This window comes from Clostridium sp. CM038 (assembly GCF_055081105.1).
Genome location: NZ_JBSJEO010000002.1, coordinates 38,504 through 53,846 on the forward strand (window position 1 = coordinate 38,504; position 15,343 = coordinate 53,846).

General features: G+C 30.6%; 14 protein-coding genes and 1 pseudogene. 4 read left to right on the forward strand and 11 right to left on the reverse strand.

Annotation, left to right across the window (positions count from 1 at the left end; all coding sequences use genetic code 11):
• Positions 1-22: 22 nt before the first annotated feature.
• The 3 genes from ACWJKS_RS19370 to ACWJKS_RS19380 form a co-directional block, all read right to left on the reverse strand.
• A complete protein-coding gene (locus ACWJKS_RS19370) occupies positions 23-1,516 on the reverse strand; it encodes a hypothetical protein (RefSeq protein WP_462959674.1) in 1,494 nt (497 codons plus the stop codon).
• A gap of 487 nt (positions 1,517-2,003) precedes the next feature.
• Positions 2,004-2,957 carry a methionyl-tRNA formyltransferase gene (gene fmt / locus ACWJKS_RS19375; RefSeq protein WP_462961151.1) on the reverse strand — a complete coding sequence of 318 codons (954 nt, stop codon included), beginning with the start codon at positions 2,955-2,957 and terminating at the stop codon, positions 2,004-2,006.
• Positions 2,958-3,164: 207 nt separating this feature from the next.
• On the reverse strand, positions 3,165-4,625 hold the full coding sequence (locus ACWJKS_RS19380) for an IS1182 family transposase (protein WP_462952569.1): 1,461 nt from the start codon (positions 4,623-4,625) through the stop codon (positions 3,165-3,167).
• A 242-nt stretch (positions 4,626-4,867) separates the two neighbouring features.
• Between ACWJKS_RS19380 and ACWJKS_RS19385 the strand changes: the two genes are divergently transcribed.
• Complete coding sequence (locus ACWJKS_RS19385; protein ID WP_462959617.1) at positions 4,868-6,286, forward strand: IS1182 family transposase; 1,419 nt, start codon at positions 4,868-4,870, stop codon at positions 6,284-6,286.
• A gap of 312 nt (positions 6,287-6,598) precedes the next feature.
• On the opposite strand, the pseudogene ACWJKS_RS19390 reads toward ACWJKS_RS19385, so the two are convergent.
• The 8 genes and pseudogenes from ACWJKS_RS19390 to ACWJKS_RS19425 all read right to left on the reverse strand — a co-directional run.
• Positions 6,599-6,802: pseudogene (locus tag ACWJKS_RS19390) on the reverse strand (VOC family protein); the annotation flags it as partial.
• Positions 6,803-6,854: 52 nt separating this feature from the next.
• Entirely contained in the window at positions 6,855-7,181 is a 327-nt protein-coding gene (locus ACWJKS_RS19395) for a TfoX/Sxy family protein (protein ID WP_462961099.1), read from the reverse strand.
• Between the two features lie 477 nt (positions 7,182-7,658).
• Positions 7,659-8,330 (reverse strand): RloB family protein, encoded by a 672-nt coding sequence (locus ACWJKS_RS19400; protein WP_462961100.1) that lies wholly within the window; start codon positions 8,328-8,330, stop codon positions 7,659-7,661.
• A 1-nt stretch (position 8,331) separates the two neighbouring features.
• Positions 8,332-9,621, reverse strand: a complete 1,290-nt coding sequence (locus ACWJKS_RS19405; protein WP_462961101.1) for an AAA family ATPase — start codon at positions 9,619-9,621, stop codon at positions 8,332-8,334.
• Between the two features lie 591 nt (positions 9,622-10,212).
• Complete coding sequence (locus tag ACWJKS_RS19410; RefSeq protein ID WP_462961102.1) at positions 10,213-11,229, reverse strand: replication initiation protein; 1,017 nt, start codon at positions 11,227-11,229, stop codon at positions 10,213-10,215.
• Positions 11,230-12,526: 1,297 nt separating this feature from the next.
• Entirely contained in the window at positions 12,527-12,754 is a 228-nt protein-coding gene (locus ACWJKS_RS19415) for a TfoX/Sxy family protein (protein WP_462961103.1), read from the reverse strand.
• A 256-nt stretch (positions 12,755-13,010) separates the two neighbouring features.
• A complete protein-coding gene (locus ACWJKS_RS19420) occupies positions 13,011-13,271 on the reverse strand; it encodes a Txe/YoeB family addiction module toxin (protein WP_462961104.1) in 261 nt (86 codons plus the stop codon).
• Positions 13,252-13,530: a type II toxin-antitoxin system RelB/DinJ family antitoxin gene (locus ACWJKS_RS19425; protein WP_462961105.1), complete on the reverse strand. Its 279-nt coding sequence runs from the start codon at positions 13,528-13,530 to the stop codon at positions 13,252-13,254. The genes ACWJKS_RS19420 and ACWJKS_RS19425 overlap by 20 nt, the downstream gene beginning before the upstream one ends.
• 307 nt (positions 13,531-13,837) lie before the next feature.
• Here ACWJKS_RS19425 and ACWJKS_RS19430 point away from each other — a divergent pair, with 307 nt between their 5' ends.
• Genes ACWJKS_RS19430 through ACWJKS_RS19440 form a run of 3 tightly spaced genes read left to right on the forward strand, consistent with a single transcriptional unit; the run spans position 13,838 to position 15,179 of the window.
• Positions 13,838-14,005: a hypothetical protein gene (locus ACWJKS_RS19430; protein WP_462961106.1), complete on the forward strand. Its 168-nt coding sequence runs from the start codon at positions 13,838-13,840 to the stop codon at positions 14,003-14,005.
• Positions 14,002-14,760: a ParA family protein gene (locus ACWJKS_RS19435; RefSeq protein WP_462961107.1), complete on the forward strand. Its 759-nt coding sequence runs from the start codon at positions 14,002-14,004 to the stop codon at positions 14,758-14,760. The genes ACWJKS_RS19430 and ACWJKS_RS19435 overlap by 4 nt, the downstream gene beginning before the upstream one ends.
• Complete coding sequence (locus ACWJKS_RS19440) at positions 14,742-15,179, forward strand: hypothetical protein (RefSeq protein ID WP_462961108.1); 438 nt, start codon at positions 14,742-14,744, stop codon at positions 15,177-15,179. Before ACWJKS_RS19435 ends, ACWJKS_RS19440 begins: the two co-directional genes overlap by 19 nt.
• Positions 15,180-15,343: the final 164 nt, after the last annotated feature.

Here is a 15,343-nt window from a genome sequence, read left to right on the forward strand (position 1 = left end):
AAAGTACTTAATTGTCAAACAGCTACTCTAATAAATTTAAAATACTAAAACCTGAAACTTTAAGTCTTGCATCTAGATGAATATTAATTCCAGCAATCATAGTCATAAATGAATAACGTTTTTTACCATGTATTCGTAAAGTATGAATTTTATAATCATTTAGAATACGATTGTTTATACGTTCTGAGCAGGTTCTAGTTTTATAAATAGTTTTCCATTGTTTTGAGCCGCGAGGCACAGGAGTAAACAACCGCAAATCCCATGATGGTTTAGTGTAGATTACTCGCCCATAAGGTGAAGGTGAGCACTGTTCACAGCAAGAGCAACTAGCAACCTTTTTTAAAACTAAAGGGCAACGCCATTTAAGGCGTGAACGACTTTTTTCATAACCGTTATAGACCATTTCATGGCCACCAATACAGATAGGAAATCCTTTTTCATTAATATCTAGAGTAACTGGATATTTTGAATTTCCTTTGTTTTTGGAGTTCAGATCAATAAAGGGATTAATGTTCCATTTAGAACATAATTCATATGTAGGGTAGTTATCATTAGCTGAGTCAAGAACATAATTTGATATAGTGAACTGCGGTAACAGTTCTCTAAATTCAGCTAATGCTACTATTCCAGTGACACTGTCGTGTCTGCTTGCCTCTACAAATCGTAGATAAATAGGTAGATCTATCTTATATTTTTTATTATAGACAGATAAAGCATAGAGAGTGTAGCCATAAAACCAACGATTTTCATGGCTGTCCCAACCCCAATTAGCATTTATGTCAGAAAGTCTACGAGGGCATTTGCAATCGTAAATTCCATTTTCACGGCAGTCACAAACTTTAGAACCATAGTAAGAAGACTTACAGTGAACACAAGTACCATCGCCGCCAACTGTAAGGTTATCTTTTTCTATTAAGTTAAGATTAAAAGAGGGTTCTACAGCAACTAATGAGAATATTTTTTGAAGCAGCCTTTCGGCTCTTAGGGAAAATGAGCGACCAGCTTCAAAAAAATCTGAAATTCTCTTAACAACACCAGTTTTTTTATTAGGAAGCTTTTTATTTTTCCCGGGTGCCTTAATTTTAGAGGGTTTCTTCTTATACGAATATATTTTTTTTAGGTTTACCCTGTCGGTAGACAGATTTGAAAGCCATAATCTAGAGATAAAATCATAATGAGCACCAAGTGATGGGACATTATTTTTAGTGCAGCCTATACAGGTTGCAAGTAACTCACAGGCATGAATCTTTTTAACCCAGTTGGTAATGCTTGTTTCCTTTTGAAAAAGCATTAAAGAAAATGAACGAAATATCTCAGGTTGAAGAGTTGCAGGTCTACCAATATTAGAATAATAAGGTTTTAATATCTCTCTAAGAATATCTAAGTCTAAGCAATACAACTTAGAGATAGAAGGTTCAAGTTCTATAATTTTTTTAGGAAAAGCTTTGTAGAAACATGAGAGATTTAAAATAATAAATTGCTGATAATCAGCATGAGAGCTCCAATTTTTAAGCATAAAATAATCCTCCTATTAAAACATGTCTTTAAGAGGAGGACCGCAAAATTTTACAGGCTTGTCAAGTGTTTTATGCAAAAAAAGTGGGGGAATCAACAAAAATTAATGATACTAAAAATGAGTAATCACAGGAGCTAAGGAGTTTCCGTGAAAGCTCTATTTAGGGGAGGGGGAAAGTACGTCTATTTTTAGAAAATAATCAAAATTTAAAAGGAGTGCAGATACATTTCTGGAAATTACAGTTAATAACCTTAATGTTAAAGCTAATTTCAGAAAGAGGGAGAAGATTGAATCCCCATAGCAGTGCTAACGCGGCATCGTTCTATAGCTTGTTTCAGAAATTGAGCAATTTTAGTGGCTATCATCTTTTAAGTATATACTTAAGGTGATAGTTTTTATCGGCTCAACATCTGAATCCAAACCTATTCATATTACGAACCAATAATCATAATATTGTAGTCCTATATAGACTATTAATCAATTATGATTATGATAATACAATGCCTTTTTCTATTTTATTTCCTTTTAAAAATTCTTTTACCTCAAGAGGTTTCCCCCCTGGAACCTGTAATATTTCTATAATCAGAATACCGTTATTGGTAGCGACTGTAATTCCTTCATTATTTGCATCTATGATATAACCAGGTGGTTTAATAATATTTGCCTCTAATGACTTGGATTTGAATATTTTAATTGGAATATCTTTATAATAAGTATGAGCAGTTGGCCATGAGTTTATATTTTTATATGGCCAATAACTCAATCCTCTTATTAAATTATGTATGTTAATACTACTGTCATTCCAATTAATCTTTGCCATTTGCTTGTTTAACATCTGTACATAAGAACTTCCATCACTCTGTTGTTTTACCCCACAAATTTTACCTGTGATAATTCCATTTATTGTTTCCTCTAACAGTTCAGCACCGTTTATTTTTAATAAGTTGTACAATTCTCCTGCTGTCATAGATTCAGATATGTCAAACTCACTTCTCATAAGCATATCACCCGTATCTATACCAGTATCCATTAGTATAGTTGTATTTCCAGTTGTTATTTCCCCATTTATTAAACTCCAATTTATTGGTGCTGACCCCCTATACATTGGGAGGAGAGATGCATGTAGACAAATACATCCGAGTCTTGGTATATCAAGTATATGCTTAGTTATGATTTGACCATATGCTACAACAATAATAAAATCAGGTTTAATTTCTTTTAATTTATCAATAATTACAGAGTCTGTTTTTATTTTTTCGGGCTGAAAAATTGGAATTTGATTCGATAGTCCGACCTCTTTGATTGGTGAAATTGCTACCTTTTTCCCTCTTCCACTTGGTTTATCAGGTTGTGTTACAATCGCACTTACATTATATTTCTCTATCATTTTCTTCAATGAGGGAACTGCAAAATCAGGAGTTCCCATAAAAACTATTTTCATTATTGATACCTCCCTTTGATAACTACAAAATATATTTTGTACAGACCGTTGACAAACATAAAATGTAAAACACTCTAATTTAAAATGAGGCCGCTGAAAAAAGCACTCTTTATTTAGTAGAGTTTTCAAGCTTGAAAATAAAAAGCATGAGATATTCATATTTTGGATATCTCATGCTTTTTATTTTATAATTAAGTTTTAAAAGCCCTATTTCATGCTTTTCAACTTAATTATTCTCTTTAGATTCACAGTGAAGATTGATAATGCACCTTGAATTTGCATACTAATTAAGCCTGACGATATTGCTACATCATAGCTATGTTGGTGCTTAAGTTCACTGTTTTTAGCCTCTATCATATAACGTTCCCTAGCTCGTTTTTTAAAATATTCACTTTTTTCGAACTCTATTTGATCTTTGTGAGTATTTGACTTTATTGAAACTGAATAAGTTTTAGATTTAGCGCCTTCTTTATAACACCCATCTTTATGAACACAATTTTTACACTTTTCTACATTAAAATAGTAGGTTAGCACTTGATTTTTACCAACATTCTTCTTTCCCTGTTTTGCTTTTTTAATAGCCATATGACCTGCCGGACATACAAATAAACCAGCATCTTTATTAAACTCAAATTCATCTTCTTTTTTTCGCATTCCTTGTGAAATTACAGGATTTAGTCTTGAAATTAATGCAATTTTATTTTCTTTTGTATATTCTAGGTTTTTCTTTTCAGAATAAGCTGTATCTCCAATTACTTCATTTACATCTATACCAGCCTCACGGCTTTTTTCTATTAAGGTTATGAGCTCCTTTCCATCACTTTTTTCGCCAGTTGTAATAACAGCTGCTGTAATTAAACGTTCTTCACTCATAGCAAGGTGTGATTTATATCCAAAAAAAGAACTATCCTCAGTTTTATGCCCCACTTTTGCATCCTCATCTTTTGATATTTTTAGATTTTCTAAGTCATCATTAATAGCTTCCATTAAGTAGTTTAATTTAGTTTTCACAGCTGGATTTGCTGCAGTTTCTGGCTTCTCGTTTATGGTATCAATTAATAATTTGCAGTACTCAAGAATATCTTCAAGTACTCCAGTTGTAACTTTATTAGGTAACTCTTCTTTAATACCAGGATGTACTCCGTACAATGTTTTTCTTAAGTTTTTTGCACGTTTCAATAATTCCTCGCTTGCTGACTTTTGGTTATAACGTGACTTGGTATGCGTAGCATCAACTATTATTGCTTTACTTTTTAAAACTCCCTCTTTTATAGCAAGTTCTACAGTCTTGTTTATTAATAAATCCAATAAATTCATGTCTTTAAGGCGAAGCTTTCTAAATTTAGTTAGTGTACTTGAGTTTATTAAATTTGTTTCTTCTGGGGCTAAATTTAGAAAATATTTAAAGGACATGTCATAAAGAGTTCTTTCAACAACATCTTCATCAGACAATTCATATATTACTTTCAAAAGTAAATATTTAAATAGCATTATGGGGTTAATAGCACCTCTACCCATAGATGAACTATAGTTAATCATCAATTCGTCATAAACAAATGAAAAGTCAACAAGGTCATTAATTTGCTTTAAAATGTTATCTTTCGGAATAATTAACGAATATAAGCTATGGTATGTATTTATTTTTATTTCCAATTGTCCTTTTAGCATAATAGTTTAGCCCCTTTTATTTTATTCTACTATACTAATTCGACATATCTTTTAAAATTCCTTTTTGTTTTTTAGTTTTTTATATAAAAAAATCGCCATCTTTAATTAGATGACGATTTTTCATATAGTTTTTCAGTGGCCTCTTTAAAATTGGAGTGTTTTTTTCATATTCAAAAAGGATTTTAGGACATCGATGTCGAATATATATAGTATACAAACTTTATAATTCGGAGGGCATTATTATGATTAATGAAAAGAACTTCACACAACAAAAACTAGAAATGGTGTATTTGGAAGATTTAGTTCCTAAAGACCATATTCTGAGAAATATAGATAAATACATGGATTTCTCTTTTATAAGAGAACTGACTAAAAAATATTACTGCTTAGATAATGGAAGACCTGGCGTAGATCCTGTTATACTTTTTAAAATGCTGTTTATTGGGTACCTATTTGGAATAAAATCTGAACGACAACTTGTAAAGGACATTGAAGTAAATGTGGCTTATAGATGGTTTCTGGGACTAAGTCTTACTGATCCTATTCCAGATCATTCAACAATTAGCCAAAATAGACGTAGACGGTTTAAAGGTACAGATGTGTTTCAAAAAATATTTGACGAAGTAGTATTTAAGGCTATAAATCTTAAGATGGTAACCGGTAAAATACTTTACACAGATTCTACACACCTAAAAGCAAATGCTAATAAGCGAAAGCTTGTGAAAATTGAAGTTGAAAAAACGCCGAAAGAATATGTATCTGAACTTAATAAAGCAGTGGAAGAAGATAGAATAAACCATGGTAAAAAACCTTTAAAAGAAAAAGAACCTGTTACCAAAATAAAAGAAACTAAAGTTAGCACAACCGACCCCGACAGTGGATATATGATGAGAGATGGCAAGCCGGAAGGCTTCTCATATTTAGATCACAGAACTGTCGATAGCAGACATAATATAATTACTGATGTGTATGTTACTCCTGGAAACATAAATGATGTTGATCCTTATATCGATAGATTAGATGTGCAAATAAAAAAGTTTAATTTTAATACAAAATATGTTGGTGCAGATGCTGGTTATGCTACAAATCTTATATGTAAAGAACTATATGAGAGGGAATTAAAATCTGTAATGGGATACCGTAGGTCTCCACATACAAAAGGAATGTACACAAAAAATAAATTCCAATATGTTAAAGAGCAGGACATTTACGTATGCCCTGACTTAAGGGCTTTACATTATAAAACGACAACAAGAGAAGGATATAAAGAATATGTTGGTAATGCAAAATATTGCGAGATATGTCCAAATAGAGCTCAATGCTTTTCTGCAAAAAGCAAGTTTAAAACTATTAGAAGACATGTTTGGGAAACGTATAAAGAAGATGTTGTAAAGTTCACCAGAACAGATAAAGGCAGAAATATATATAGAAGAAGAAAAGAAACTATAGAGCGAAGCTTCGCAGATTCAAAACAACTGCATGGGCTTCGCTATTGCCATATGCGTGGATTAGAAAATGTGCAAGAGCAGTGTCTGCTTACAGCAGCAGTGCAGAATATGAAAAAGATAGCTAGCCTGCTATCTTTACTGTTTTTTGATTTTCTAACTAAGAAGATAGTTGTTATTTTAAATTTATCCATAACTCAAAATGCTATCGCATAATTGCATGTAAAAAACCCAGTATAATAAAAAAATTATACTGGGTTTGTAAACAACCTGTACAAAATATATTTTGTAGTTATTCATTAGTTACACAATATTTTACAATCCCGACTAATAATATATATAATCATACCATAATTTCCATAAATTAAGCATATTTAAAATTCTTTTTAAATGAGCAATATCCTCAAAGTGAATGTAACTCAATTGGTATTGTGTTACTTTCAGAATATCAATATACACTTAATAAATTAACCCCATATCATTAGATATGGGGTTAGTTGAGACGAAATATTTGAAAAATATGTATTACTAAAACTCCAACATATCATTTTTATCAAATGTAAAATTAGGTCCCCATGCAACTTCCCAATAGTATCCGTCAGGATCAGAAAAATAGGCATGATATCCTCCCCAAAATAAATCCTGTGGCTCTTTTTCGATTTTCGCTCCTGACCTTCTTGCCAGTTCAATGACCTCACATACTTCTTCCTTGCTTTTAGCAGTATATGCAACTGCATTCAGTACCACAACAACTAAAACTACTCATTTCTGGAATTCTCATCTTTTATTTTTTTATCTTTTTCTTTTTTGGTTTTGGTTCGGGTAATTCCTCATACATAGTTACTACCATTTGTTTTAATATCTCACTATTATCGGCAATATCTACATGCAACATTGGCTTTGATCCATCGTATGGACTTTCTGAAATGCTATCAGGCATATAATGTTTACTTGCTTTAGTAATTTTCGCCATAAAGCCTGTTCCGTAGATTCCACCAAATATTCTACCTTTATAATAAAACAAGTAACCACCCATCATAGGTATAGATTTTATATCTTCCAATCCTTCTAATTGATCCATTATGTATAAAGCTAATTCTTTGTTTGCCATATTAACCCCCTTTCGATTTATGGTGTTCTTGTAAATAATGCATATGGTTAATTATACTATAATTTCCATCAATTATATGAAAAAAATTAAAATAGGTATTTGTTAATAATACGATAAAAACCTTATTAATAATAAGGTCAAAGTTACGCCCCATACTCCATTTGGTCTTATTCTAATTACTAATACTAGATTTTATTTTGAATAATAAAGAAATTAGTTAATGCTGCATCTCTCTTATATATTCCATGCCAAGACAGTATTCACCATTTCAATGGCCTGTAAGGCAAAATGGAACTACTGTGTTGTGGCTGTTACGATGTAAATCAAAAGTTTACGACATTCCATATCTAGGTAGCAGCTTAACTGGCAAGGAAGTTGCCATAGCATAATAAAAAAGATTTCACTAATAATTAACTTAGTGGAATCTTTTTTATAAATACCAATGTATACTATATGTGGTATACATTCTCATCAATTTTAATCAATTTCAATTAGTTTTTCTACTAATTGGTGAACGGTAGTATATGGATTCATGCTAGTAATATTCTCTTCATAATTATACTTTTGGGAACTATATATCCGCTCTAATTCTTTAGCATTTATAATTGCATTTCTTACACTATCGCAATTTCCAATAATTTTCCTAATCATCCCTGGTGATGATTTATGTTTTTCATATTTATCGTAACTCAATATATCCGCTAGTTTTTCATAGATCTTTTTCTTTCTTAATGGACCATCTACTATTTCAAAGTGCATTAATAACCAAGTTTCAAATAATAGACTGCTAAGTAATAATATATATGAATGATCTGATTCTTTCATAGCCCTAATAACTTCTTTAATATTTGGAGGATCATCGCAGTCAAACACTAAATATTTATCATAGTTAATATATTTAAAACTATTACATTCTTGTTTAAGAAAATCATTAGCATGATTTAAAACTGTTTGTGCATTGTCACCCGCGGTGCTAAGCTCTAGTTCAATATGAGAATATTTAACATCATTTGCTCTTATTATCTTAGCAAAATAGTCAAAATAATTATATTCGGTAGTACCTTCACAAAAAAGTATTACTTTACCCAGATATGGCTTTTTCGTTTCTACGTCTCTTTGTAAATATAGATTTAATCGTACTCTAGCCATTTTAATTCTCCTCTTGTGAATCAATTACATATTGCACAATTGGAATTGCTCCAAATTTACCCTTAAAATAATCTTTATCAAAAGAAGCATCTGACCTTACTCCTAAATCTGCAAGAGTATAAACGGAGGATTCGCCCTTTGCATTTTTATCTATAAGTACTATCTCATCCCTTCTAAATTGATCCTTATTCATCAAAGATATATCATGGGTAGTAAATACTAACTGAGCATTATTAATATTCAATTTAGATTGAAAAATATCTATTATAAATTTTGACACTAGTGGGTGTAACCTTGCAGACAATTCATCCACTATAAAAACACCACCCCTATCAAACATCTTTACTACTTGCTGGATAATTGATAGAAATCTCAACGTTCCAGCTGATTCATATTCTAATTCTAAAATCTTTTCACTTACTATATTTCCTTCTAAATCATAAACGTTGTGAACTGCTTTTGGAATAAGTTTTTCCTTTTGTTCTCCCGTACGTTTATTAATTACAATCTCTTTATCAATGATAAATTCTTTTATGCCAGTATCTATCCTTCTAACATATTCAGAAACCTTTTTTCTTAATTCATCGTTTTTTATAAAATCATTTGTTAATGATAAAAAACCTACTCTTCCCTTAATTGTTGTTTCAACTATTAATTCAAAATAAATATTAAATTTACTATTAAAATAATCTTTAAAAATATCTATTTTTTCTCTAATTTCTTCATCGGTTGCAAAATAATCAAGAATAGATATATATAGTCTATCTTCCCTTACTCTAGTATAATCCTTAAGCATATCCTTATATTTATTTCCAAACTCTATTTCTAAACTATCTTTTTTTCTTTCAAAAACTTGTTCATTATTAATAAGTAGCCATTCAGTACATATTTTAGAATCTTCAAATGAATATCCATATTGAACTAAAAAACCTTTATGCTTAAATATGATTTCAAATTCTATTTCCTTATCCATAGAATCAGATAATAAAAACGGTCTTATACTTACTTTACTTTTATTATTTTCAGGACTATCTTCCAAATCATTATCGTCTATACTATCTTTACTATTAAAAAATTGTCTTTTGATAAATATTTCAAAGCTTGATAATGCACTTATTAAGTTTGACTTTCCACTTGCATTGGCTCCATAAATTGCAACTGTTTTTAACAATTCAAATTCATCACACTTAAATGTATGTCCAAGATGCTCTTTATATTTTGTTTTTCTTAAATCTAAGATTACATCATTCTTAAAAGAATTAAAGTTCTTAGCTCTAAACATAATTAACATTTTACATTCTCCTTTTTATATCTTTTTTATACTTTATATTATATAAGTGTTTCCACTTTGTCACAACTTATTTCGATTTTTTCTAATTTTTTTTTAATATCGCTCTCAATTATCAGATTTAAACAAAAAAATAGTTATATTTTTAGAAATTTTCTAATTTATTCTCATTTTATTTTTTTGTTAAAGTACCACAAATAACCATTTATTTGGTACATACACGTACACGGTAACGTCTACAGGTACGTTCACGGTCACGTAACCAAGTACGTACTCGGTGCTAGATTAATTAGTATCAATGAACACTTAATAACCTATATAGCTTATTAAAGCATCTCCTGTATTACTCCAAATAAGAGTTTGAAATGTGAATTTCCATTAAGAAGGTCCCCTTGCGTTTTTTGCACATAGAAGTTTTCCGCAAGCTTTTTCCTATATAACAAAAAAGATATATCACAATTAATATACCCCCTTAAAATGCTCTTAAATGCGCTGTATTCAATTTTAAAATAATTAAGTGTTTCTCTATGTGTTTTGTTCAAAAGGTGCTTAAAATAGCTTGTATGCATTTTAAACATGATTCGTATGTCAGTCTTATTGCCACCCTAGTAGTTTCTTTTCCAATTCATCAAAGTTGTAATCTCTTTGATCATAGTCATTAAAGATACTTACTTTTGATTTGCTTGTAGTTGTCCAATTCTCTTTTAATGCTGTTATCATCGCCCCAACTACGTTATTTACGGTGCTTAATTGACTTATAATATTATACTTTTCTTTTATTTTCTCAATATCCAAATTGGCAGCATCAAGTATTCGCTGAGCTTCTAACTCTGTAATTTCCTGACTTATAACTCGTCTTACTAACTCTATGTTATTATCATTAAAAAAAATGGGAACAACGCACGTTGCAGCAATTTCACTTTCAGCATTATCTTTTTTTATGATTGAAAATTGAATACTTACAATTTTTCTAACTTGTTTTATCTCAGTATAATCAACAAGCAAATCAGTGTTTTCATTAATTTCTTTTACTGCCACATTGATTACTTTTTGTTTTAAATTAGCATATTTGGGGTACTGATTCTTGTTAATATTTAATGAATCTCTTAAACCCTCTATAGTTATTATTCTATGACCTATGCTCTCATATTGCTTAAACAGTTCATATAATCTAAAAGAATAAGTACTTTTAAATTGCATTATATTTCTCAACTGATATTTTGTATAGCAATCCAGTCCTAGATAAAATGGTTTTAAGTCTTTATTTATTTTAAGTTTTAATATGCCATTTACATATTTAGCAGTGTCTACCCAATGATATTTTATAAATTCAGAAGTATCTACATTTTTTATTTTAATAATTCTTTGCATAAGTAAATCTGTAATACTATCAATATCCCTATAGAACCTACTATCACTGGTATTTAACACCTTAATTAAATCCTTAGTCTTAAACTCATATTCTTTAATATCATCGTCATCTTTATTTATCATACTTGCAAGTAGTCTTATTAATTTTTGTTCTACCACCGTTAAAGTGTAGGAGGATTCAACAAGTCTGTTACTTTGATATACCCAATTATTGTTTACATTTTGTAGTTCATTTGCCATTTTAGAACACCCCCCCTAAGAATAATAATCCTTTTTTAAAAAATTATCAATAACCAAAAAAAAACAAGTTATACTTCACTATCTTTTGGTTATAGTTCACTATCAAAAGGTTATACTTCACTATCTTTTAGTTATACTTAAATGCCATTTCACTATCATTTGGTTACCTTTCACTATCATTTGGTTATAGTTGGGGTGATCAACCCCAGTTGTATCAGTGCCTAGAGGTATGCGTAAAAGTATTTAAAACTGTTGTTATTAAATATATATAAAACAACAACAAGATATGAGGTTGTTATTTCTTAATAATTTTAATAGATTTATCGAATTAATTAACAAACCTAATAGTGATTTTGATACGCATATTTATAAAATGAAATATGGGTTTGTTCTCTTTATTTCCAATAAATTAAGAACCTCACTATCAAAAGGTTATACTTAGATAAATTCTATTAAATTATCTCCTGGGTCGCTGCAATAGCTTCGCAGAAGCTACATTGACGACTTCAGAAGGATATTTACCCCTTTGTGAATCTCTGGAATAGATACCAATTCTCAATTGTTATCCCCCACTGAAGTTTTTTATTTGTTAGTGCGAGTTACCTAGTTATAAAAATGGGAGACTTTCCTTCTGAAATGTCGTTGAATTTTTAAATATAACCTTTTGATAGTGAAAACATCCTTTTGTTTTAATTTCTTTTCCCCATGCCTTTTCTGATTGTCTAGTTTGACTTCTAATTTCACTTTCAGGTAAGAGGCATATAAATCCTTGTTAAATTCTAAAGTGTCCTCCAACGCCTTATTAAGGTCATTCGTAAGGAACTAAATTTCTTCAATCATGACCATATCATTGAAAACACTGATGATTGTACAGATATAGATACATACAAAGACACGTGTACGTGTACGGCCACGGTTACGGTCACGTGTATATTATTGTTAACATTACAGATACTTTCAATATTCAATTCATATTTGGCACATAAAAAATAACACTGAAAATCACACTGCTAATAAATTTGTTAACAGTGTTTAAATGCCTACGATTGCTTTGTGGTTCTTTTACTATATAATTAACTGCTTAACTAATCTTAATTAAATTTAGTTAAATCTTAATTAAATTCTTAACTAGCTTCAGCTTAGGTGTATTCCAGAGCTTATTTTATGCTATGAAGTTGTAAATCTGGAATCCTCATCTTTTATTTTTTTATCTTTTTCTTTTTTGCTTTTGGTTCGGGTAATTCTTCATACATAGCTACTACCATTTGTTTTAATATCTCACTATTATCGGCAATATCTACATGCACATTGGCTTTGCTCCATCGTATGGACTTTCTGAAATGCTATCAGGCATATAATGTTTACTTGCTTTAGTAATTTTCGCCATAAAGCCTGTTCCGTAGATTCCACCAAATATTCTACCTTTATAATAAAACAAGTAACCACCCATCATAGGTATAGATTTTATATCTTCCAATCCTTCTAATTGATCCATTATGTATAAAGCTAATTCTTTGTTTGCCATATTAACCCCCTGATAGGCTCTATCCATTCTAAAGCCTCAATATGAAAGTAACTCAATTACACTTGTGCTACTTTCACTTTATTTTTTATATAATAATGTCATTACCTATAATTTATTTACTCGTTAATTTCTTTTCAGGCACAATCTTATCTGTACAACTATGAAACAACTGTAGTTTTGAAATAAAGTTTTAAAAAAAGAAGACACGGCATATTATTTAATCTATGCCTAGTCTTCTTTAAATTGCTAAAAACCCTTATTTTTCATAGTGTGTCTTACATTGAGCTATTTCAATCTGTTCATCTTCAATGCGGTATACCAAACGGTTCTCACCATCAATTTTTCTACTCCAAAAACCCTGTAACTCATATTTTAATGGTTCAGGTTTTCCAATACCAGTATATCCGTTGCAATCTATATCTTTAAGAAGTTGATTAATTTTCTTTAATGTTTTTTTATCCTGTGACTGCCAATCAACATAATCACTCCAAGCTTCATCAGACCATACTTTCTTCATTTTCTACCTCAATAATATCGTGTATTGTACCTTTTCCTTGATTGAGTTGATTGATAGATTTTTTCAAGTGTGCCATATTAGATTCATTATAAAAAGGATCACTTGCAGCAATTTCAAAAGGTATTTTTCGTTCTCTAACAACTGCTTTTGCAAAAATAGTAAATGCAGTTGTCATATTCATACCAAAATCTGAAAAAAGGATTTCTGCTTGTTTCTTTAATTCTTCATCAATGCGAATATTAACTGTTTTTAGAGCCATAGTATCACTCCTTTCATTACATTATACACATTGTATAACAAAAAGCTATTTTTGTAAATACAGTGTATATATATTGTATACATATATTATATTAATTATTCATTGAAAGTTACCATATAGTATTTTATAATGGGCTTAATTGTGTAAATTTAAGATAGTTTTGATTAAATTTTTTTATAAAAATTAATAATTTTATTTAACAACTTCCCTTCTGAAATGTCATTAAATCTAAGCCTTCAGTGTTTTAAAATTATAGTTGTTAACAGTTAATAACCATGATATACTAACGATAATTGGAGGTGCTACAATGGCAATAAATAAAGACACTCATGTTATTGTACCTGTCGTTTTGAGTATAGAACTTGAAAAACAGTTGAAAGAATTGGCAAAAAAAAGCGAACGGAGCAGGTCCGCACAAGTGGTTACATATATTAAAGAAGGTATAAAAAAGGAAGTAGAAGGAGGGAATATATGATGGCGCAAATTATCGCAGTGAGTAATCAAAAAGGTGGAGTTGGTAAGACTACGTCCACATTAAATTTAGGAGTAGCACTTACTCAGCTTGGCAAGAAAGTATTAATGATTGACCTGGATCCACAAGCCAGTTTAACAATTTCAATAGGTCTTGAGCCGGAGAATTTAGAAAAAACAATTTACAATGCATTGATTGATGATATGGATATAAAAAAACTAATTTTATTTAATGAACTTCTCTACTTCGTACCATCCACTATAGATCTTTCTGCAGCAGAAATGGAGCTTGTATCTGAAGTAGGTCGCGAATTTAAACTTCGCGAGGCACTTGACCCAGTAAGAGAAGATTTCGACTATGTATTAATCGATTGCCCCCCTTCACTTGGATTACTAACTATTAATGCATTAGTTGCATGTGATGTTGTAATTGTACCTATGGCACCTGAGTATCTTGCATTACGTGGATTTAATTTGCTTGAAAAAACAATGGCTAAGGTTAAAAAACTAAACAAAAAACTTGCCTTAATGGCAATACTAATAACTTTATATGATAACAGAACAACACACCACAAAGATGTAGTTGAAGAACTGCGAAAAAGCTATCCTGTTTTCCATTCCATGATAAAAAAATCAATAAAATTTCCAGATGCGGTGCTCGCAGGACAACCCATTATGACCTATGATCGAAAATTTGAAGGATCTGTTTCCTATCAAGAATTAGCTAAGGAGGTTATAGCATGGGAAGTCGAAAAGTAAGTCTAGCTGATAAGATGAAAAAAGTAAATGCAATGCAAACACAAGGAGTAAAAAAAGGACAAGGTGTAGATGCATTTTTCACAAGTACAATTGACGTTCAAAGCATTGAAAATCCTGATAATTCTACGAATGTGAACACACTCACGGACACGTCAACGGGTACGTTCACGGTCACGTCGCCAAGTACAGACACAGAACCGGATACGAACCCAGTTTCAGGTACGAACTCGGTGCTAGATTCATTACTTAGTAGCAATGAACAATTTGTAAGATGTGTAGCTTATTTAAGAAAAGATCAAGCGGATTTCGTAAAGGATCTGTCAAAACAACTGACAAAGAAAAACAAAGGGAAGAGAATAAAAGAATCGGAAATATTTAGAATGGCTATGGATATGCTTATGAAGGTTGTGAAAAAATAAGTTGTAACGAGGTAAGGCTCTGGTTATAAACTGTTATTTTAACGACGTTTCAGGTAATCATTGAAAAGAACTATAAATATATGAGGACGGTAACGTACACGTAGACGTGACCGTTACCGTCCTCATATTGGATCTATGTCAATATCTTAGACATAAAAAGTCGA